Raw genomic sequence first — 20,036 nt, 5'->3', positions numbered from 1 at the left:
CGCCGAAGCGGGGTCACCCGATCACCAGAGCCCCAATGCGGAATCGAACCGCAGACCTTCTCCTTACCATGGAGACGCTCTACCGACTGAGCTATTGGGGCGAGCGAGGAAGACATTACACGGTCTGTCGCCGATCGCCCAAATCCGTTTCCGCGGTCCTCCACGGACGCCCTCACGCACCGGTGCCGCCCCTGGGCCGAGCCCCCTGATCAGGCCCTTGATCAGCCCGTACACCGTCCCCGGCCGCCGCCCCGCCGGCCCGCACGACGCCCCTCCCTCCGCCTGCCTCACCCGGCCACATTCGTAGGACTAATTGCTCCTCCTCGGAGCGGAGCCCACCCCCGCCTAGGCTCGGCGCACACTGCGTGATCTTGAATTCCTCCAGGAGCGGCGCGATGCCCGTAAGTACCGCCGACGTGTCCGCACTCCTCCTCGGCGGGGCACGGCTCGTGGACGGGCGCACCGTGGACGTACTGCTCGGCGGCCCGCGCATCGAGGCGGTCGGCACGGCGGGCAGCCTCACCACCCCCGGGCACCGCATCGACCTGCGCGGCTACCTCCTCCTGCCGGCCCCCGCCGAGCCCCATGCCCACGCCGACACGGCGCTCACCGGCGCATCGGCCGGCCCGCCGTCCCACCGGCCCGAGGACGTCCGGCGCCGTGCCACCGAGGCGGCGCTGCTCCAGCTCAGCCACGGAGCCACCGCGCTGCGCGCACACGTGCGCGTCGGTGACGTACGGGGGCTCGGCTCCCTGGAGGGTGTCCTGGCGGCCCGGAGCTCACTGCGCGGCCTCACCGACCTGACCGCCGTCGCCGTGCCCCGGCTCCTCACCGGAGTCGCGGGCGCCGGCAATCTCGCCGCCCTCCGTGACGCCGTGGACATGGGCGCGGGCGTGATCGGCGGCTGTCCCGACCTCGACCCCGATCCGGCCGGCTACACGGAGGCCGTCCTGGATCTCGCCGCCTCCCACGGCCGGCCCGTCGACCTGCACACGGACGGCGACGACCCCGGCCGCCTCGCCCGGCTGGCCGCCATGGCCGCGGGCCATCGCCCGGGCGTCTGTCTCGGCCCCTGCGCGGGGCTCTCCCGGCTTCCCCCTGACGAGGCGGCCCGCACGGCGGACCGGCTCTCCGCCGCCGCCGTGACCGTGGTCTGCCTCCCCCAGGGCTGCTGCTCCCTGGCCAGGCTGCGCGGAGCCCCACCGGTACGCCTGCTGCGTGCCGCCGGCGTCCGGGTGGTGGCCGGCAGCGGGGCCCTGCGCGACCACGCCAACCCCGTGGGCCGCGGCGACCCGCTGGAGGCGGCTTACCTGCTGGCCTCGCAGGAGGGCCTGCGCCCCGCTGACGCCTACGACGCCGTCTCCACCGGCACCAGGGCTGCCCTGGGCCTGCCGGGAGTACGCGTCGAGGCCGGCTTCCCCGCCGAGCTGCTCGCCGTACGCGGGGACGGGCTGGCCGGCGCGCTCTCCCTCGCGTACAGCAGGATCGTGGTGCACGGTGGACGTGTGGTGGCCCGGACGAGCGCCGTGCGCGAGTACCGCGACTCAGGGGCCTCCCTCGGCCTCCCCCGCCAGGGACGCACCGATTCCGGCCCCGGCGGCGGGCCTTGAGCACGAGGGCAAGCCGCGGCGTACGGTCGGAAGCATGCGCATTGTCATTGCAGGTGGACATGGTCAGATCGCACTGCGGCTCGAGCGGCTGCTCGCCGCGCGCGGTGATGAGGCGGTGGGAGTCATCCGTGACCCGCGGCAGAGCGGGGACCTGAGAGCCGCGGGAGCCGAGCCGGTCGTCCTCGACCTCGAATCGGCGTCCGTGGAGGAGGCGGCGGAGGTGCTGCGAGGGGCCGACGCCGTGGTCTTCGCGGCCGGCGCCGGGCCGAACAGCGGCACGGCGCGCAAGGACACGGTGGACCGCGGAGCCGCCGTGCTGTTCGCGGACGCGGCGGAGCGGGCCGGGGTGCGGCGGTACGTCGTGGTGTCCTCGATGGGTGCCGACCCCGCACACCCCGGGGACGAGGTCTTCGACGTCTACCAGCGGGCCAAGGGCGAGGCCGACGCGTACGTGCGTTCCCGCGGCGGCCTGGACTGGACGATCCTGCGCCCCGGCATGCTCACGGACGACGCCGGAACCGGACAGGTCCTGCTCTCCGCCTCGACGGGCCGGGGCCCGGTCCCCCGGGACGACGTGGCCGCGGTCCTGCTCGAACTGCTGGACACCCCGGCCACGGCGGGCCTGACCTTGGAGCTGATCAGCGGGAGCAAGCCGGTGGCGGTCGCGGTCAAGGACATCGCGGGCAACTGAGGAGCTGCCGGCCGGCGCCCAGCCCGCGGACCGCGGAGGACCGCGGCTCGGCCGTCCCCATGCCGGCGGCCCGAGCCGCGGTCCTCACGTGGTGGGCGATCGGGGGTAGACGCCCCTGGGTAATGACCCGCCGGCTTGGAGACTCACATGCATCTCACGTACGCGGCTTCGCCGCAGGAGCCCTCGGGCGGTATCGCGGGCTGGGCCGCGGGGCTCGTCGAGACCATGGGCGGCCCCGGAGCGGGCCTGGCCATCGCCCTGGAGAACCTCTTCCCGCCGTTGCCGAGCGAGGTGATCCTCCCGCTGACCGGGTTCGCCGCCGGGCAGGGAGTCCTCAGCCTGGCCTCGGCGCTGTTCTGGACCACGCTCGGCTCGGTGGTGGGGGCCCTGGCCCTCTACTGGATCGGCGCGTGGGTGGGCCGTGAGCGCATGCACACCATCTGGGCGAAGCTGCCCCTGGTGAAGGCCTCCGATCTGGTGCGTACGGAGGAGTGGTTCGCGAAGCACGGCACCAAGGCGGTCTTCTTCGGCCGTATGGTGCCGGTCTTCCGCAGCCTCATCTCGGTTCCCGCCGGTGTGGAGCGCATGCCCCTGCACGTCTTCGTCACGCTGACCACGCTCGGCAGCCTGATCTGGAACTCGGTCCTCGTGATGGCCGGCTACTGGCTGGGAGACCGGTGGGAGGCCGTGGGGACGTACGTCGGACTCGCCTCCAAGGTGGTGCTGGCCCTGGCGGCCGTGGCACTCGTGACGTACGTGGTCATGCGGCTGCGCGGCGCCGACCGGGCTCACCACCGCCGCAGTTCGTGACCCGGCCCGGACACCGGACACCTCCGGGACACGGCGCCGCCTCCCGGCCGGCCCGGGTGTCCCTGTCGCGGCCCCAGGACGCACGAGGCTCCGCACCCGGCGGGGGGACCCGGCAGGCTCACCACCGGTGACCGGGTCGCGGGCCGGCAGTGCGACTCCGGGGGCCGTCCGGCACTCGCGGTGCGAGGCGATCCGGCCTGCGGGAGCGTCCGCGGGATAGCGTCGGGCGCATGGACGGTGGCCTTGATCGCCGAGGTTGGCTCCCCTGCTACCTCAGCGGGGCGGTGTTCGCCGTGTGCATGGCGGGAACGACCCTGCCGACCCCTCTCTACAGCCTCTACCAGCAGAAGCTCGGGTTCTCCGAGCTGACGGTGACCGTCGTGTACGCGGTGTACGCCTTCGGGGTCATCGGGGTACTGCTGCTGGCGGGGAACGCCTCCGACGCGTTGGGCCGGCGCCCCGTGCTGCTGTGGGGCCTGGGCTGCGCGGCGGCGAGTGCCGTCTGCTTCCTGTGCGCCACCGCTCTGGGCTGGCTGTACGCGGGCCGCCTGCTGTCGGGCCTGTCGGCCGGCTTCTTCACCGGTGCTGCCACCGCGTACGTCATGGAGCTGGCACCCGGCAAGGGATCGTCCCGGGCCTCGTTCGTGGCGACGGCCGCCAACATGGGCGGCCTGGGCTGCGGGCCGCTGCTCGCCGGGATCCTCGCGCAGTACGCCCCCTGGCCGCTGTACCTGCCGTTCCTCGTGCACCTCGCCCTGCTGGCGATCTCGGCCGTCGTCCTGTCCGGCCTCAGGGAGACCGTCGACGAGCGGCGCCCCCTGAAGACCGTCCGCCCGCAGCGCCCCGGGCTGCCGTCCGAGGTGCGAACGGTCTTCAGGCCGGCCGCGCTGGCCTCCTTCGCGGGGTTCGCGCTGTTCGGTGTGTTCACCTCGGTCAGTCCGGCGTTCCTCTCCCAGTTCCTCGACGTCGACAACCACGCCGTGAGCGGGATGATCGTCGCGCTGGCCTTCTTCGCCTCGATCGCCGGGCAGTCCGCGGTGGGCCGGATCGGTGAGCGGCGGTCACTGCCACTGGGCTGCGCGGGCCTCCTCGGCGGGCTGGCGCTGCTCGCGGCAGCACTGTGGTGGCAGCTGCTGCCCCTGGTCGTGCTGAGCGCGCTCCTCGGCGGCGCGGGCCAGGGCCTCACCTTCCGGGCCGCCCTGTCCCAGGTGGCCGCCGCGTCACCCGTGGACCGGCGGGCGGCGGTGATCTCGACGCTGTTCGTGGTGGCGTACGCGGGCATCTCGCTGCCGGTGATCGGTGTGGGCGTCCTCTCGGTCCACACCGGCCTCCAGGACGCCGGGCTGGTCTTCATCGCGTGCATGGCCGTCCTGGTCACGTACGCCGGGCTCTACCTCCTGCGGCGCCGGGCCGAAAACGCGCCACGACGGGCACGAAGGGGATGAACATGCGTCAAGAGGCCGGGGGCGGCAGGTGAGCGGGACCGAGGAGACCGCCGAGGGCACAGGGCCGTTCACGACCCGGCTGACCTGGCACCTCTCCGACGGGGGCACCGCGGTCTGGGAGTCACGTCCGGCACGCAAGCGCGGCCTGCTCTCCGTGCGAACCGCAAGCGGGCCGGAGGCCCGCTCCCGGCGCGCGGACGGCGAATCGGTGGCCCGACTCGGCAGGCTGAACGCCGTAGCCGCAGGCACGTTCACGGTCGGCGGCGCCTTGTTCGCCTCGGGGGCCGCTGTCGCCCAGTTCGGCGCGGGCGACCTGACGAGCGCCTGGATCTACTTCGCCGGCGGTCTCTTCTTCAACACGGGCGGCTTCGCGTCGCTGCTCCAGGCCGTCAACGCCCCGCGCCCCGACAGCGGATTCGGGACTCCTCCCACACGGGCCTGGAGATGGTGGGTCTACGAGCCCGGCCGGATCGACTGGCTGAGCACCTTCCTGCTGTTCGTGGGGACACTGGTGTTCGGCGTCAACCTGCTGGGTTCACTGCTGCACGGGCTCTCGGTACGGCAGATGGACAGCCTGGTCTGGGCCCCCGACGTGGTCGGGTGCATCCTGTTCCTCGTCTCGGGGCACCTGGCGCTGGCAGAGGTCTGTCATGGCCGGCTGGGCATCCGTCCGCGCGAGCTCGGCTGGTGGATCGTCGCGGTCAATCAGCTCGGATCCGCGCTCTTCATGGCTTCGGCACTGGCCGACTTCACCCGTCCCGCGACGGGGAGCGTCGTGAACGTCGACGTCGCCAACTGGGGCACGCTCACCGGCGCCCTCTGCTTCTCCGTCGGAGGGGTGCTCCAGTTCTTCGAGCGCCCCCGGCCCTGACGCGCGAACGCGCCGGCGCGCCGGCGCCGCGGGCCGCAGCGAGCACTCTGCCGACGGCGCCGCACGGCTCGGCCTCACCCGGCCGACTCGCTCGACGGCAGGCCCCCTTGGGCCATCGGCCACCGAACAACGAAAGAGGGCCCGTGCTCAGCATCTCTGCTGTTCACGGGCCCTCTGGTTCCTGTGGCGGCGCCAGGGTTCGAACCTGGGTAGGCTGAGCCGGCAGATTTACAGTCTGCTCCCTTTGGCCACTCGGGCACACCGCCTGGAACGACGCGTCGGATCCCTGGTGGGGGCTCCTTGGCGACGACGTAAACGATACCTGATGCCCAGGGGTGCTCCGCCACTCGGTTGATCAGCGCCGGGCGCGGGCGGGGGTGGCTAGGCTTTGTGCCGTACCCCACCGCATACGACGCAAGGAGCCACACGTCATGGCCGACTCCAGTTTCGACATCGTCTCGAAGGTCGAGCGGCAGGAGGTCGACAACGCCCTCAACCAGGCCGCCAAGGAGATCTCCCAGCGCTTCGACTTCAAGGGGACGAACGCGTCGATCTCCTGGTCCGGCGAGAAGATCCTCATGGAGGCGAACGGCGAGGAGCGGGTCAAGGCGATCCTCGACATCTTCCAGTCCAAGCTGGTCAAGCGCGGGATCTCCCTCAAGTCGCTGGACGCGGGCGAGCCGCAGCTCTCCGGCAAGGAGTACAAGATCTTCGCCACGATCGAGGAGGGCATCTCCCAGGAGAACGCCAAGAAGGTGGCGAAGATCATCCGCGACGAGGGTCCGAAGGGCGTCAAGGCTCAGGTCCAGGGTGACGAGCTGCGGGTCACCTCCAAGAGCCGGGACGACCTGCAGGCGGTGCAGGCCCTGATCAAGGGCAAGGACCTGGACTTCGCCGTGCAGTTCGCCAACTACCGGTAGACCTGCCGCTGCCGTGCGCAGCCGGCCGTGGGCGGGGCGGGGTGTGCCGGTCGGCACTGCCCGCCCCGTCCCGTGTCCCCAGGGGCTTCACGGGCGCGGGATCAGCGGCGGTCGCGGGAGTTGCCGAACAGCAGCCGGTAGGCGATCAGCAGGACGAGGGATCCGGCGACGGCCGCGACCCAGGTGGCCGTGTCGTAGAAGTCCGCGCTGATGGGGCGGTCGAGGAAGCGGGACGAGAGCCAGCCTCCGAGGAAGGCGCCCACGACCCCTATGAGAGTCGTGCCGATGATGCCGCCGGGGTCACGGCCCGGCAGAAGCAGTTTGGCTATGGCGCCGGCCAGCAGCCCGAGGATGATCCAGCTGATGATGCTCATGTTCGCGTCCTACCCGTCGCTCGTTCCTGCAAGCAAGGACGCCTGCGGGGGCTGGTGCGGTTGCCGGCCGCGGCCCCCGTGCGACGGGTGGCGGGCGTCTATCGGGTGGCGAACGGCTGGTCGGTGCGCACGATCTCCTTGCCGAAGGGCATCAGCGAGACCGGGATGAGCTTGAAGTTGGCGATGCCCAGCGGAATGCCGATGATCGTGACGCACAGGGCGATGCCGGTGAAGATGTGGCCGAGCGCGAGCCACCAGCCGGCCAGGATCACCCAGAGGACGTTGCCGATGAGGGAGCCGCCTCCGGCGTCATGGCGGTCGACGACGGAGTAGCCGAAGGGCCAGAGGGCGTAGACGCCGATGCGGAACGCGGCCACGCCGAAGGGGATGCCGATGATCGTGATGCAGAGCAGGAGCCCTGCGGCGATGTAGCCGAGGAACATCCAGAGTCCGCACAGGACCAGCCATATGACGTTCAGGATTGTTTTCACGGTCGGTACCCTGCCATCTGCTCGAGTCGGGAGATGCGTTCGGCCATGGGCGGGTGGGTGGAGAACATCTTCGACATGCCCTGGCCGGGGCGGAACGGGTTCGCGATCATCATGTGGCTCGCGGTCTCGATCCGCGGTTCAGGCGGGAGCGGAAGCTGTTTGGTCCCGGCGTCGAGCTTGCGCAGGGCGGACGCCAGGGCGAGCGGGTCGCCGGTGAGCTGGGCCCCGGACGCGTCGGCCTGGTACTCGCGGGAACGGCTCACGGCGAGCTGGATCACGGAGGCGGCGAGCGGGCCGAGGATCATGATCAGCAGCATTCCGAGGAGGCCGGGGCCGTCGTCGTCGTCCGACCGGCCGACGGGGATGAGCCAGGCGAAGTTGACCAGGAACATGACGACCGAGGCGAGGGCGCCCGCGACGGACGAGATGAGGATGTCGCGGTTGTAGACGTGGCTCAGCTCGTGGCCGAGGACGCCGCGCAGCTCGCGCTCGTCGAGGATCTGAAGGATCCCCTCGGTGCAGCACACGGCGGCGTTGCGCGGGTTGCGTCCGGTGGCGAAGGCGTTGGGTGCCTGCGTGGGGGAGATGTAGAGCCGGGGCATGGGCTGGCGCGCGGCGGTCGAGAGCTCACGGACGGTGCGGTAGAGCTGCGGTGCCTCGAATTCGCTGACCGGGCGTGCCCTCATGGCCCGCAGGGCGAGCTTGTCGCTGTTCCAGTACGCGTAGGCGTTGGTGGCGAGCGCGACGAGGAGGGCCACGATGAGGCCGGTCCGTCCGAAGAAGCTGCCGATGACGATGATGAGGGCCGACAGGCCCCCGAGGAGTACAGCGGTTTTCAGCCCGTTGTGCCGGCGGTGCACGGTACGCCCTCCAAGTGGTGCAGCAGGGGAACCCTTGCTCGGTGGTGCTCCACTCCCCAGTGGAGCCTCCCGTACCGGTCAACGCGAGGCGAAGGGAGCTAGTTCCCTTGTGCCTGGTGGCCGGGGGCACAGGCCGCAGGGGCGGATCCGGGTGGATCCGCCCCTGGGCCGTACGGGTGGGCGCGCTCGTGAGGGTGTGCGGCAGCGGTCAGCGCGGGGCGGGGAGTCCCGCGAGGGCGCGGGCTTCCGCGTCCGGCTCGACGTCGCTGGTGCAGTGGGCGCAGCGGGTGGCGATGGAGGGGATCTCGGTGAAGCAGCGGGGACAGTCGCGCAGGGCGGCCTTGATGTCGGCCTTCTGCTCGTCCTCCTTGGCCGTGAAGCGGTTCTGGACCTTCGCCATGGGGAGGACGACGAGGAAGTAGAGGACCGCGGCGGTGATGAGGAAGGCGATGGCGGCGCTGACGAAGAGGCCGTACGGGAACGTCACGCCGTCGACGCTGTAGGAGGCCTTGCTGAAGTCTCCGGTGCCCCGGGTGACGAGGCCGATCAACGGCACGATGAACGCGTTGCTGAAGCCGGTGACCACGGCGGTGAAGGCGGCCCCGACGGCGAGGCCGATCGCCATCGAGACGACGTTCCCGCGGAGGATGAAGTCCTTGAACCCGTTCAGCACCGCTCTGGCTCCTCTGTGCTCTTCATGCGTGCTCGTCCTGCGCATTTATTTACGTGACACGTGCACGCATGACCATGCCCTGCGCGTGGCACCGGGGGCAAGCCGGTCGTAGCCGGTCAGAACAGGCTGACCGCGGCGAAACGGAGGATGAGCTGGGGGGCGCCGGACAGGGCGATTCCCGCCGCGGCGGTGAGGACGATCGCCAGCGTGAGGGGGGCGGGTACCCGGTGCTTGTGCGCCGGGGGCTCCGCCTGGGGCGTGCTGTCCGTCTCCGGGGACCTGAAGAGCGCGGCGGTCCACTGAAGGTAGTAGTAGAGCGCGATCACCACGTTGACGGCCATGACGACGGCGAGCCAGCCGAGCCCCGCGTCGACGGCCGAGGAGAAGACCGTGACCTTGGCGAAGAGACCGATGATGCCGGGTGGCAGGCCGGCCAGGCAGAGCAGGAAGAAGCCCATGGCCAGGGCGGCCAGGGGGCGGGTGGCGTACAGGCCGCGGTAGTCGCTGAGGCGGTTGCCGGGGCGGGTGCGGGCGACGAGGGCGGCCACCGCGAAGGCCCCGAGGTTCACCACGGCGTACATGAGCGCGTAGGCGACGGTCGAGCCGATCTGGGTGTCGCTGGAGTACGCGGCGGCGGCGATCGGGACGAGGAGGTAGCCGGCCTGGCCGACGGACGACCAGGCGAGGAGCCGTACGGCGCTTCGGGCGCGGGTGGCGGTCTGCCGGAGTGCGGCGACGTTGCCGATGGTCATGGTGAATGCGGCGAGGACGGCCAGGGCGGGTCCCCACACGTCCGCGTACGAGGGGAACGCGATGACCGTGACGAGGACGAGGCCGGAGAAGCCGACCGCCTTGCCGACGACCGAGAGGTAGGCGGCGATGGGGAGCGGAGCTCCCACGTACGTGTCCGGGACCCAGAAGTGGAACGGCGCGGCGGCCGTCTTGAAGGCGAAGCCGACGAGGGTGAGGACCACGCCTGCCTCGGCGAGCGTGGAGAACCTGTCCGGTACGTCGTCGAGGTGGGCGGCGATCTCCGTGAGGTGCATGGTGCCGGTCGTCGCGTAGACGAAGCTGACGCCCAGGAGCATGACGGCCGTGGCGACGACGGAGGAGAGGAAGAACTTCAGGGCCGCTTCCGAGGAGCGGCGGTCGCCGCGCTTGATGCCGACCAGCGCGAACGCGGGGAGTGACGCCACTTCGAGGGCGACGACGAGGGTGGCGAGGTCCCGGGCGGCGGGGAGGAGCGCGGCTCCGGCCGCGGAGGACAGCAGCAGGAACCAGAACTCGCCCGCGGGGAGCTTGCGGGTCTCGCCGGCCGAGAGCAGCGCGGTGAGCAGGGCCCCGCCGAGCACGAGGACCTGGATGACGAGGGCGAAGTGGTCGGCGGTGTAGCTGCAGGCCCGTGTCGCGCCGGTGAGGCAGAAGGTGGAGCGGTCTCCGGCGCGCAGCGGGACGGTCATGGCGAGGGCGGCGACGAGCCCGGCGACGGCTCCGTAGCCGAGGAGCGGCTTGTGCCGTTCGCCGGTGAAGAGGTCGGCGACGAGGACGAGCAGGGCGACGGACGCCGCGATGACGGGGGGTGCGATCGCGAGCCAGTCGACGGACTGGACGAGACTCGCCGCCCCGGTTGCGCTGTCGGCTGCCACGGTCACGACTTGCCTCCTGCGAGGAGCTTCTGCACGGCCGGGTCGGTGAGGCCGAGGAGGACGGCGGGCCAGAGTCCGGCGAGGACGGTCAGGGCGGCGAGCGGGGTCCAGGCTGCGAACTCGTGGTGCTGGATGTCGGCGACCGGCTGCGGCTGCTCCCGGTGCTCACCCATGCAGACGCGGCGTACGACGATCAGCATGTACGCGGCTGTGAGCAGGGTGCCGAGGGCCCCGATGGACATGAAGGTGAGGAAGGCGGGGCGGCTGAGCCCTTCGGCGGGGTCGAACGCGCCGAAGAGGGTGAGCATCTCGCCCCAGAACCCGGCGAGGCCGGGGAGCCCGAGCGAGGCCACCGCGGCGAAGGCGAGGAGGCCTCCGAGCCGGGGCGCACGGCCGTAGAGGGCCGCCCCGGTGGCCCCCGACAGGGTGTCGAGGTCCGCCGTGCCGTAGCGGTCCTTGACGGCGCCGACCAGGAAGAACAGCAGACCGGTGATGAGTCCGTGGGCGATGTTCGCGAAGAGTGCGCCGTTCACGCCTGTGGGGGTCATCGTCGCGATGCCGAGGAGCACGAAGCCCATGTGGCCCACGGAGGAGTAGGCGATCAGTCGCTTGAGGTCGCCCTTGGCGCCGGGACGGGCGAGGGCGAGGCAGGCGAGGGATCCGTAGATGATCCCGACCACGGCGAAGGCCGCCAGATACGGCGCGAAGGTCTGCATCCCGTCCGGGGTGACGGGCAGGAGGATGCGGACGAATCCATACGTACCCATCTTCAGCAGTACGCCGGCGAGAAGGACGGATCCCACGGTGGGGGCCGCGGTGTGGGCGTCGGGCAGCCAGCTGTGCAGCGGCCACATCGGGGTCTTCACCGCCAGGCCGAGCCCGACCGCCAGAACGGCGATGACCTGCACGGATGTGGTGAGGCCGCGGCCGTTGTCAGTGGCGAGTGCCACCATGTCGAAGGTGCCGCTCTTCAGTCCGATGAGGAGCAGCCCCAGCAGCATGATCACGGAGCCGAGCAGCGTGTAGAGGATGAACCTCCAGGCGGCGGGCTGCTTCCGGTCGCCGCCCCAGCGGGCGATGAGGAAGTACATCGGGATGAGGACCATCTCGAAGGCCAGGAAGAAGAGCAGCAGGTCGAGGACGGCGAAGGTCGCGAGGGTGCCGGACTCGAGGACGAGGACGAGAGCGACGAAGGCCTTCGGGGAGGGGCCTGCGGGGGGCTTGAAGTAGCTGTGGAGCGCGCAGAGGAAGGTCAGCAGCGCGGTCAGCACGAGCAGGGGGAGCGAGATGCCGTCGGTGCCGAGGTGGATCCGGACGTCGAGAGCCGGGATCCAGCTGATGTCCGTGGTGGCCTGCATGGTCGACGGATGGTCGTGGTCGAAGCCCGCGGCCAGGACGAGCGCGGCGAGGAGTACGGCGCCGGTGACGGTCACGCCGTGGCGGAGCACGGCCTGGTCGGGGTGCCTGCCCCTGAGCCCGGGCGGGGCGGGCAGGAGTGCGGCGGCCGCGCCGAGTAGCGGGGCGACGACGATGAACGCCAGAAGGAACTGCATCACGGATGCGCTGATATCGAGCACGGTTCACGCCCCGGCGTAGACGTTGGCGAAGACGACGGCTGCGATCGCCAGGACAAGGGTTCCGGCGAGCAGCGCGCCGAGGTAGGTCTGCACGTTGCCGGTCTGGGAGCGGCGGACCAGGGTGCCGAGCCCTCGGGTGATGCTGCCCGAGCCGCGTACGTAGGTGTCGACGACCTCGCGGTCCAGGAAGCGGACGAGTCGTGCGGCGGCTTCCACGGGGCGGACGAACAGCGCCGTGTAGAGGGCGTCGAGGTGGAAGCCGGTGACCGCGTGCCGGTGCAGCGGCCCGAGGAGGAGCCTGCCGGGGTCCGAGGGGTCCGGGGCGTCCGCGATGGTGCCGTACGCCGCCGTGTGCGAGGCGATCGCCTCGGCCTCCACGAGGGCCGGCTCGGCTTCGGGGTGGGCGGCGACGGCGCCGACCGCGGGACGGTCGGCGTGCGCCGTGGTGTGGCGCCATGCGCCGTAGGTGACGAGTCCGCCGACGAGTCCGACGCCGGTGGACAGGACGGCGGTCGTGAGGGAGGGGGTGAGGCTGTGGCCGTCGAACCAGTCGGTGAGGGCGCCGGCGGTGAGGCCGAACGCGATCGTGGGGACGGCGAGGACCCACAGGACGGAGGTCATCGCGGCGGGCTGCCTGCCGTGGTCGGGGACCTCGGGTCCACGCCCGCGGAAGGCGAGGAGCCACAGCCTGGTGGCATAGGCGGCGGTGAGGACGGCGGCGGCGAGCCCGGCGACGAGGATCGTCCAGCCGGCGGCGGCCGGGGCGACGCCACGGTCACCGAGGGCGGTGTGCTCGGCGGCGACGAGGACGGCTTCCTTGGAGAAGAAGCCGGCGAACGGGGGGATGGCGGCGAGCGCGAGGAGCGCGACGGTCATCGTCCAGTAGGCGTCGGGGATGCGCTTGGTCAGCCCGCTCATGCGGGACATGGCGGCGAGTGAGTTGGTCCCCGCCGCGTGGATGACGACGCCCGCCGCGAGGAAGAGCACGGCTTTGAAGGCGCCGTGCGACAGGAGGTGGAAGACGGCGGCTCCGCGGTCGGCGACGGCCAGGGCACCCGCCATGTAGCCGAGCTGGCCGATCGTCGAGTAGGCGAGGACCCGCTTGATGTCGTCCTGGGCGAGTGCGGCGAGTCCCGAGCCGGTCATCGTGACGGCCGCCATCACGGCGAGGACGACGAGGGCGGCGCCGGAGGCGGCGAAGACGGGGAGGAGCCGTGCCACGAAGTAGATGCCGGCGGCGACCATCGTCGCTGCGTGGATGAGCGCGGAGACCGGCGTGGGGCCGGCCATCGCGTCGGGCAGCCAGGTGTGCAGGGGGAACTGCGCGGACTTGCCCGCGACGCCGGCGAGGAGCAGCAGGGCGATGAGGGTGGGGTGGTCGAGTCCGCCGTTGCCGACGGCGGCCAGGATGCCGGTGATGCGGAAGGTGCCGGTGTCGGCGGCGAGCGCGAACAGGCCGATGAGGAAGGGAACGTCGCCGAGTTTGGTGACGAGGAAGGCCTTGAGGGACGCGGCGCGGGCTTCCGGGGTCTCCCAGTAGTGGCCGACGAGGAAGTACGAGCAGATGCCCATGATCTCCCAGCCGACCAGGAGCACCATGAGGTCGCCGGAGTAGACCACGAGCAGCATCGCGGAGGTGAAGAGGGAGACGAGGGCCGCGTACGAGGGGTAGCGGGCGTCGTTCTTCAGGTACGCCGTCGAGTAGATCTGTACGCAGGTGGCGACGAGCCCGACCAGGACGGCGACGAGGACGGCGAAGCCGTCGAGGTGCAGGGCCAGGTCGACCGGGACCGAGCCGGTGGGGGTCAGCCGGGTCGCGGCGTCGACGGCCCGGCCGCCGCCCTGCCGGCCGGCGACGACGACGGCGAGAGCGGCGGCGGCGAGGGTCGGCAGGACCGCGAGGGGACGGACGAAGCCGGGTGCGGTCCGGCCCAGGAGCAGCCCCGCGGCGGCGCCCAGGAAGGGCAGGAGGGGGACGAGGACGGCGAGGGTCGTGGTGGTCACGCGGTGGCCTCTGCCTTCTTTGCCTTCCCTGCCGGAGCAGTGGCCTGGTCTGCGGTGGTGTCCGTGGCGTCGTCGTCCGCGTCGTCCGGGAGCGCTTCGGCCTCCTCGGTCTCCGCGGTGTCGCGGAGGCGGTCGACGTCCGAGCTGCCGCGGTTGCGGTAGACGGCCAGGACGATCGCGAGGCCGATACCGATCTCGGCCGCGGCGATGGCGATCGTGAACAGGGTGAGCGCCTGGCCCCCGTGGAGTGCGTCACGGAGCCAGACGTCGAAAGCGACCAGGTTGAGGTTCACGGCGTTGAGCATGAGCTCGACGGACATCAGGACGAGGATCGCGTTGCGTCGGGCGAGAACCCCGTACAGCCCCGTGCAGAAGAGGAGGACGGCGAGGACGGCCGGATAGGCGAGGTGCATCAGCTCTTGTCCCCCTGGCTTCCCCGGCGGTCCGGGCGCCCCTGGCGGGCCTTGCTTCCTATGCGGTCCGGGCTCCCCCGGCCGGCCTTGCCTCCCGGGCGGGCCCGCAGACCCTGGGGGTCCTCGGGGTCCTCGGGGTCCTTGCGGGACAGGACGATCGCGCCGACGAGGGCGGCGAGAAGCAGCACGGAGAGCGCTTCGAAGGGGAGCACCCAGTGCCGGAAGAGGAACTCTCCGGAGGCCTTGGTGGAGCCCTGCGCCGGACCGTCCAGGTCGATCCAGGTCGTACGGAAGGCGTCCACGACGACCCAGACGAGGGCTGCGGCGGAGGCGACGGCAGCGCCGAGGGCGACCCATCGGTTGCCCGAGTCGGCATCGGGGGAACGCCCGATGGGGGCCCGGGTGAGCATCAGGCCGAAGAGGAGGAGGACCACGATGGAACCGACGTAGATGAGGACCTGCACCCAGGCGATGAACTCGGCCGTCAGCAGGAGGTACTCCACCGCGATGCCGCCGAGCGCCACGACGAGCCAGAGGGCCGCGTGCACGAGTTGCTTGGTGGTGACGGTGATCAGGGCCGCGCCGAGGGTGGCGAGCCCGACCAGGACGAAGGCGATCTCCACGCCGGTCGGTGAGAGGAAGCCTGGGTGTCCGGCGGAAGCCGCGAGGATCACTGCTGTCCCTCCTCTTCCGCTGTCCGGCCCCTCTGGGCTTCCTGGGCCGCTTCGGCAGCCTGGGCTTCCGCTTCCTGGGCTGCTCGGGCCTGGAGCTTGTCGGCCGTCTTGCGGGCGGCGGCGACCTCCTTGGGTTCCTCGGCTCCGGGATCGAGCGCGGGCGGCTCGGGCACGGTCCACATCCACTCGCGGAGCTTGTCGCGCTCGTGGGTGAGTTCGTGGATGTCCGTCTCCGCGTACTCGAACTCGGGCGACCAGAACAGCGCGTCGAACGGACACACCTCGATGCAGATACCGCAGTACATGCACAGGGCGAAGTCGATCGCGAAGCGGTCCAGCACGTTGCGGCTGCGTTCCCGGCCGCCGGGGGCGGCCGGGGGCACCGTCTCCTTGTGGGAGTCGATGTAGATGCACCAGTCGGGGCACTCACGGGCACAGAGCATGCAGACGGTGCAGTTCTCCTCGAACAGTCCGATGACACCCCGGCTGCGGGGTGGGAGTTCGGGCTGTACGTCGGGGTACTGCGCGGTGACCGTGCGCTTCGTCATGGTCCGCAGGGTGACGGCGAGGCCCTTGGCCAGGCCTGAGCCGGGGATCGGGGGCACTAGTTGATCGCCACCTTCACGATGCCGGTGAGCGCGATCTGCGCGAGGGCGAGGGGGATGAGCGTGGTCCAGGCGAGTTTCTGAAGCTGGTCCTCGCGCAGGCGGGGATAGGTGACCCGGAGCCAGATGACCACGAACGCGAGGACGCCGGTCTTGAGCAGGGTCCAGACCCAGCCGAGTCCGTCGGCGCCCAGCGGTCCGTGCCATCCGCCGAGGAAGAGGACGGTCGTCAGACCGCACAGGACGACGATGCCGGCGTACTCGGCCAGCAGGAACAGGGCGAAGCGCAGACCTGTGTACTCGGTGTACGCGCCGAAGATGATCTCCGAGTCGGCGACCGGCATGTCGAAGGGCGGACGCTGGAGTTCGGCGAGGCCGGCCACGAAGAAGACCAGGGCGCCGACGATCTGCCAGGGCAGCCACCACCACTCGAAGGCGTTGAGGATGCCGGGGAGCGAGACGGTACCGGCGGCCATCGCCACGGAGGCGGCGGCGAGCAGCATCGGCAGCTCGTACGCGAGTAGCTGCGCGGCGGTACGGAGACCACCGAGGAGGGAGAACTTGTTGGCCGAGGCCCAGCCCGCCATGAGCGAGCCGAGTACGCCGACACCCATGACGGCCAGCACGAAGAAGATTCCCGCGTCGACGACCTGGCCGACCGCTCCCTCGCTGGGGCCGATCGGGATGGCGACGAGCACGAGGAGGTACGGGAGCAGGGCGACGGCGGGGGCCAGCTGGAAGATGCGGCGGTCCGCGTCGGCCGGTACGACGTCTTCCTTCTGCGCGAACTTCACCCCGTCCGCGACGAGCTGGGCCCATCCGTGGAAACCGCCCGCGTACATGGGTCCCAGGCGGCCCTGCATGTGGGCCATCACCTTGTGTTCCGCCTGCCCCACGACGAGCGGGACCACCATGAACACGGCGAAGACGATGACGAGGCGGAGGGCGACGTCGAGTACGTCGTTCACGCGGTATCGCCTCCGGCGGGACGGTCGGGACCGGCGGGACGGCCGGTCGGTGACGAGGAGTCGGGAGCAGACCCGGGAGCGGGGCCGCTGCCGGGCCCGGAGGCGCGGGTGCCGTCCGGGCGGTGGGCGGGGGCTCCCTGCTCGGGAGCCTCCGCCCTGTCGGGCTCCGACGGCTGGTCAGGGCCCGGGGCGGGCGCCTGCGCGGACTCCGACGCCCCGTCCGGGCCCGGGTCAGGCGCCTGCGCGGACTCCGACGGCTGCTCGGGACCCGGCTCGGGCGTCGGTGCCTGGTCAGGGTTCGGCTCGGGCGGCGGCGCGGACTCCGACGCCTGGTCCGGCCCTGGAGCGGGCTCAGGCTCGGTCTCCGACGGCTGCTCGGGGCCGGGCGTCGGCACCGGCTCCGACGGCTGCGCGGGTGCGTGTTCGGCTTCCGGCGCATCGGGTTCCGGCCGGCCCGGGGCCTCCGAAGGCGCGGGACGGCCCGGCGCGGGCCGCTCCGGGTCGTCGTCGAAGGCGGGGCGTGCGTCATGCCAGGGCGCGTCGACGCTGCCGGCCGCCCCGGTCGCGCGTACCGCGCCACCGCCCGCCGCGCCGTCGGCGTCCGTCGTCCCGGCTGCGGGTGCGGCTGCCGGGCCGGTGGCCTGGCTCGCCGAGCCCTGGGAGACGCTGCGGCTTCGGCGCGGCGGCGCTGTCTGCGGGGCCTCCGCCGCGTCCGGCCGCTGCGCCGCCGAGCCCTCACTCGCGCTGCGGGCCCGCCTCGCCGGGCGGTCGCCCGCCGCGCGCGCCCCTCGGGCCGGGCGGGCCGGGGCAGGCGGGAGCTGGCCCTTGAGCGGGCCCCATTCGTTGGGATCCGGCACGCCCGGCGGCAGCATCGTGCGCCGCTTGGGCCCGCCGTGTTCGGACTCGCCCGGCTCCTTCGCGCCCGGCCACGCCTTGGCCACCCGGGCCGCCAGGACGAAGTCCTTGCGCAGCGGGTGGCCCTCGAAGGTCTCGGGCAGCAGCAGCGGGACGAGATGGGGGTGGTCCTCGAACGCGACGCCGAACATCTCGTACGTCTCGCGCTCGTGCCACGCGGCGCCCGCGTAGACGCCCACGGCTGTGGGCAGGGTCGCCGCGTCGTGCGGGACGGTCGTGCGGAGCAGCAGGCGCCGTACCGTGCCGCCGCCGATGGCGACGACATGGGCGCAGACGCGGAAGCCGGTGCCGGGTTCGTCGACGGCGCTCAGCCAGTCGAAATACGTGCAGTCCAGGTCGTCACGGGCTGTCTCGAGGGCGTCGGTCCAGGAGGCGGCGGGGACGTCGACGGTCAGCAGGTCGTACGCGTACACGGCGGTGGCGTCCGCGCCGAAGACGTCCGTGACGGCATCCGGCAGGCGGGCGTACGTGTCGGAGGCGGTACCCGGGCCGCTGCCCGGGCCGGTGTCCGGAGCGGTCACGTCCCCTCCTCCCCCGGCGTCTTCGGTGCTGCGACGAGGCCGCTGCGCAGGGCGGCGGCCGAGGGGCGGGCCGTGTCCCCGGTGGCGTACCGCTCGGCGAGCGATTCGCGGGCGATCTTCTCCTGGAGCTTGAGGATGCCCTGGAGGAGCGCCTCGGGCCGGGGCGGGCAGCCGGGTACGTACACGTCGACGGGGATGATCTGGTCGACGCCCTTCGTCACGGAGTAGGAATCCCAGTACGGTCCGCCGCAGTTGGAGCAGGCGCCGAAGGAGATGACGTACTTCGGTTCGGGCATCTGCTCGTAGAGCCGCTTCACGGCCGGGGCCATCTTGTCCGTCACCGTGCCGGAGACGACCATCAGGTCGGCCTGCCGGGGGCCGGGCGCGAAGGGGATGACGCCGAGGCGGATGAAGTCGTGCCGCGCCATGGAGGCGGCGATGAACTCGATGGCGCAGCAGGCGAGCCCGAAGTTGAAGACCCAGAGGCTGTAGCGACGGCCCCAGTTGAGGACCACCTTCATCGGCTCCGGCGCGAGCCGGGACAGCACACCGAGCTTCTGCGGCCCGGGCAGCGGCGTCGGGTCGGGCAGCGGCACGGGGGGTTCGGGGTTCGGCCGGTTCGTCACGCCCATTCGAGGACGCCCTTCTTCCATGCGTAGAGCAGTCCCACGGCCAGGAAACCGAGGAAGATGAACATCTCCACCAGTGTCGTCGCCCCGTACCCGGGAGCCGCGAAGACGGTCGCCCACGGGAAGAGGAAGATCGAGTCGACTGCGAAGATCACGTACAGGAAGGCGTACACGTAATAGCGAACCTGGGTGTGGGCCCAGCCCTCCCCCACGGGGTCGACACCGCACTCGTACGTGAGGAGTTTCTCCGGCGTCGGGACCACGGGCCTCAGCAGCCGGCCGGCCCCGAAGGCGACGGCCACGAACAGCACGCCCACCAGGGCGAGCAGTCCGACCACTGAGTAGCTCTGGAAGTAGTCCGACGCGAGAACGGTCGGTCCCGGCACGTCCGCCACGTCCGTCCCTCGCTCCCTCAACCTGTCCGACGGTCTGTACGCACGGGAGTCTAGGCCCTGTTAAAGAAAGGGTAAGCAGCCCCGTCGCACAACGCGTGAGGCGGGAGGCGACAGGGGAGGCGCGACGCGAGGTGGGGTTATCCCTACTCGGCCCCACCCACGAACCCCATGGCGTGGGCGGCCCCGGCCCGGCACGCTGGTCGTATGACCATGAGCCCCTCCCTGCCGGAGAACGACCGGCCGCCGCCCGCGCGCTTCGCCTACGACCGGTGGACGTGGAAGGAGATCGCGTATCTCCTGGCCAATCTGCCCATGGCGATCGCCGGGTTCGTGTACACCGTGTTCCTGATCGGCGTGGGCGCCGGGCTCTCCGTCACCGTCGTCGGGCTGCCGCTGCTCGCTGTGGGGTTGCAGGGCGCGCGCGGTCTCGGCCGCGCCGAGCGCGGCCGGGCCCGGAGGATGCTCGGGGTGCGCGTCGAGGAGCCGAGCCCCATGGCGCTGAGCCGTCGGGGGCAGGGGTTCTTCACCTGGCTGTGGTCGGGGCTGAAGGATCCGGTGGGCTGGCGGACGCTGCTGTACTCGTTCATCCGGCTTCCGTGGGGCGTGGCGACGTTCGCCGTGACACTGGTGGGCCTGATCGTCCTGTGGCCCGTGCTCCCCTACCTCGCGCGCGGTCTGACGAACGCGGACCGGGCGATGGCGCGGGCGCTGCTGTCGCCCTCCGACGAACTGGAGCGCAGGATCGCCGAGCTGGAGTCGGACCGGGGTGTCGTCGTGGACACGGCAGCCGCCGACCTGCGCCGCATCGAGCGCGACCTCCACGACGGCGCACAGGCCCGCCTGGTCGCCCTCGCCATGGGCCTGGGTCTGGCGAAGGAGAAGCTCACCGACGACCCCGAAGCCGCGGCCCGCATGGTCGACGAGGCCCACGGCGAGGTGAAGGT

At 71.6% G+C, this 20,036-nt stretch carries 21 protein-coding genes and 2 tRNA genes; 7 read left to right on the top strand and 16 right to left on the bottom strand.

Features of this window, described 5'->3' with window-relative positions; translation table 11 throughout:
- Positions 1 to 28: 28 nt before the first annotated feature.
- Positions 29 to 101: transfer RNA gene (locus tag ACHFIV_RS01915), tRNA-Thr, on the bottom strand.
- 294 nt (positions 102 to 395) lie between these two features.
- On the opposite strand from ACHFIV_RS01915, the gene ACHFIV_RS01910 reads away from it, so the two are divergent.
- The 5 genes from ACHFIV_RS01910 (at position 396) to ACHFIV_RS01890 (ending at position 5,427) form a co-directional block, all read left to right on the top strand.
- On the top strand, positions 396 to 1,610 hold the full coding sequence (locus tag ACHFIV_RS01910) for an amidohydrolase family protein (RefSeq protein ID WP_398962553.1): 1,215 nt from the start codon (positions 396 to 398) through the stop codon (positions 1,608 to 1,610).
- Positions 1,611 to 1,644: 34 nt separating this feature from the next.
- A complete protein-coding gene (locus ACHFIV_RS01905; protein WP_398962550.1) occupies positions 1,645 to 2,301 on the top strand; it encodes an SDR family oxidoreductase in 657 nt (218 codons plus the stop codon).
- A 147-nt stretch (positions 2,302 to 2,448) separates the two neighbouring features.
- Complete coding sequence (locus ACHFIV_RS01900; RefSeq protein ID WP_398962547.1) at positions 2,449 to 3,111, top strand: DedA family protein; 663 nt, start codon at positions 2,449 to 2,451, stop codon at positions 3,109 to 3,111.
- A gap of 230 nt (positions 3,112 to 3,341) precedes the next feature.
- Entirely contained in the window at positions 3,342 to 4,556 is a 1,215-nt protein-coding gene (locus tag ACHFIV_RS01895) for an MFS transporter (RefSeq protein WP_398962544.1), read from the top strand.
- Positions 4,557 to 4,584: 28 nt separating this feature from the next.
- On the top strand, positions 4,585 to 5,427 hold the full coding sequence (locus ACHFIV_RS01890) for a hypothetical protein (protein WP_398962542.1): 843 nt from the start codon (positions 4,585 to 4,587) through the stop codon (positions 5,425 to 5,427).
- A gap of 184 nt (positions 5,428 to 5,611) precedes the next feature.
- Here ACHFIV_RS01890 and ACHFIV_RS01885 read toward each other — a convergent pair.
- Positions 5,612 to 5,693 (bottom strand) — tRNA-Tyr (locus tag ACHFIV_RS01885).
- A 165-nt stretch (positions 5,694 to 5,858) separates the two neighbouring features.
- Between ACHFIV_RS01885 and ACHFIV_RS01880 the strand changes: the two genes are divergently transcribed.
- Positions 5,859 to 6,347, top strand: coding sequence for a YajQ family cyclic di-GMP-binding protein (locus ACHFIV_RS01880; protein ID WP_398962540.1), 489 nt, complete (start codon positions 5,859 to 5,861; stop codon positions 6,345 to 6,347).
- A 101-nt stretch (positions 6,348 to 6,448) separates the two neighbouring features.
- On the opposite strand, the gene ACHFIV_RS01875 is transcribed toward ACHFIV_RS01880, so the two are convergent.
- The 14 genes from ACHFIV_RS01875 to ACHFIV_RS01810 all read right to left on the bottom strand — a co-directional run bounded on the left by ACHFIV_RS01875 (position 6,449) and on the right by ACHFIV_RS01810 (position 19,092).
- A complete protein-coding gene (locus tag ACHFIV_RS01875; RefSeq protein ID WP_398962537.1) occupies positions 6,449 to 6,721 on the bottom strand; it encodes a GlsB/YeaQ/YmgE family stress response membrane protein in 273 nt (90 codons plus the stop codon).
- 98 nt (positions 6,722 to 6,819) lie between these two features.
- A complete protein-coding gene (locus ACHFIV_RS01870; RefSeq protein WP_398962534.1) occupies positions 6,820 to 7,212 on the bottom strand; it encodes a YccF domain-containing protein in 393 nt (130 codons plus the stop codon).
- The gene (gene htpX, locus ACHFIV_RS01865) at positions 7,209 to 8,072 is read right to left on the bottom strand and encodes a zinc metalloprotease HtpX (protein ID WP_398962531.1); all 864 of its coding nucleotides are present in this window, start codon (positions 8,070 to 8,072) and stop codon (positions 7,209 to 7,211) included. Before htpX ends, ACHFIV_RS01870 begins: the two co-directional genes overlap by 4 nt.
- A gap of 208 nt (positions 8,073 to 8,280) precedes the next feature.
- On the bottom strand, positions 8,281 to 8,745 hold the full coding sequence (mscL, locus tag ACHFIV_RS01860) for a large conductance mechanosensitive channel protein MscL (protein ID WP_398962528.1): 465 nt from the start codon (positions 8,743 to 8,745) through the stop codon (positions 8,281 to 8,283).
- Between the two features lie 116 nt (positions 8,746 to 8,861).
- Positions 8,862 to 10,397 carry an NADH-quinone oxidoreductase subunit N gene (locus ACHFIV_RS01855; protein WP_398962525.1) on the bottom strand — a complete coding sequence of 512 codons (1,536 nt, stop codon included), beginning with the start codon at positions 10,395 to 10,397 and terminating at the stop codon, positions 8,862 to 8,864.
- Positions 10,394 to 11,944 carry a NuoM family protein gene (locus ACHFIV_RS01850; protein WP_398964165.1) on the bottom strand — a complete coding sequence of 517 codons (1,551 nt, stop codon included), beginning with the start codon at positions 11,942 to 11,944 and terminating at the stop codon, positions 10,394 to 10,396. Before ACHFIV_RS01850 ends, ACHFIV_RS01855 begins: the two co-directional genes overlap by 4 nt.
- 27 nt (positions 11,945 to 11,971) lie before the next feature.
- Positions 11,972 to 13,972 (bottom strand): NADH-quinone oxidoreductase subunit L, encoded by a 2,001-nt coding sequence (locus ACHFIV_RS01845; protein ID WP_398962522.1) that lies wholly within the window; start codon positions 13,970 to 13,972, stop codon positions 11,972 to 11,974.
- Complete coding sequence (gene nuoK, locus ACHFIV_RS01840) at positions 13,969 to 14,385, bottom strand: NADH-quinone oxidoreductase subunit NuoK (protein ID WP_398962519.1); 417 nt, start codon at positions 14,383 to 14,385, stop codon at positions 13,969 to 13,971. The genes ACHFIV_RS01845 and nuoK overlap by 4 nt, the downstream gene beginning before the upstream one ends.
- Positions 14,385 to 15,059 carry an NADH-quinone oxidoreductase subunit J gene (locus ACHFIV_RS01835; RefSeq protein ID WP_398962517.1) on the bottom strand — a complete coding sequence of 225 codons (675 nt, stop codon included), beginning with the start codon at positions 15,057 to 15,059 and terminating at the stop codon, positions 14,385 to 14,387. The genes nuoK and ACHFIV_RS01835 overlap by 1 nt, the downstream gene beginning before the upstream one ends.
- Entirely contained in the window at positions 15,056 to 15,664 is a 609-nt protein-coding gene (locus ACHFIV_RS01830) for a NuoI/complex I 23 kDa subunit family protein (protein WP_398962513.1), read from the bottom strand. Before ACHFIV_RS01830 ends, ACHFIV_RS01835 begins: the two co-directional genes overlap by 4 nt.
- Positions 15,664 to 16,632 (bottom strand): complex I subunit 1/NuoH family protein, encoded by a 969-nt coding sequence (locus ACHFIV_RS01825; RefSeq protein ID WP_398962510.1) that lies wholly within the window; start codon positions 16,630 to 16,632, stop codon positions 15,664 to 15,666. The genes ACHFIV_RS01830 and ACHFIV_RS01825 overlap by 1 nt, the downstream gene beginning before the upstream one ends.
- Positions 16,629 to 18,068 (bottom strand): NADH-quinone oxidoreductase subunit C, encoded by a 1,440-nt coding sequence (locus tag ACHFIV_RS01820; RefSeq protein WP_398962508.1) that lies wholly within the window; start codon positions 18,066 to 18,068, stop codon positions 16,629 to 16,631. The genes ACHFIV_RS01825 and ACHFIV_RS01820 overlap by 4 nt, the downstream gene beginning before the upstream one ends.
- Positions 18,065 to 18,700 (bottom strand): NADH-quinone oxidoreductase subunit B, encoded by a 636-nt coding sequence (locus ACHFIV_RS01815; RefSeq protein ID WP_398962506.1) that lies wholly within the window; start codon positions 18,698 to 18,700, stop codon positions 18,065 to 18,067. The genes ACHFIV_RS01820 and ACHFIV_RS01815 overlap by 4 nt, the downstream gene beginning before the upstream one ends.
- Positions 18,691 to 19,092 (bottom strand): NADH-quinone oxidoreductase subunit A, encoded by a 402-nt coding sequence (locus ACHFIV_RS01810; protein WP_053930253.1) that lies wholly within the window; start codon positions 19,090 to 19,092, stop codon positions 18,691 to 18,693. Before ACHFIV_RS01810 ends, ACHFIV_RS01815 begins: the two co-directional genes overlap by 10 nt.
- Before the next feature lie 204 nt (positions 19,093 to 19,296).
- Here ACHFIV_RS01810 and ACHFIV_RS01805 point away from each other — a divergent pair.
- A partial coding sequence (locus ACHFIV_RS01805; protein ID WP_398962502.1) for a sensor histidine kinase occupies positions 19,297 to 20,036 on the top strand: 740 nt, incomplete at its 3' end.

The organism is Streptomyces sp. ALB3 (genome assembly GCF_044385685.1).
Taxonomy (GTDB): Bacteria; Actinomycetota; Actinomycetes; order Streptomycetales; family Streptomycetaceae; genus Streptomyces.
Note: the sequence above shows the minus strand (reverse complement) of the source record. Positions and strands in the feature narration are given on the sequence as shown.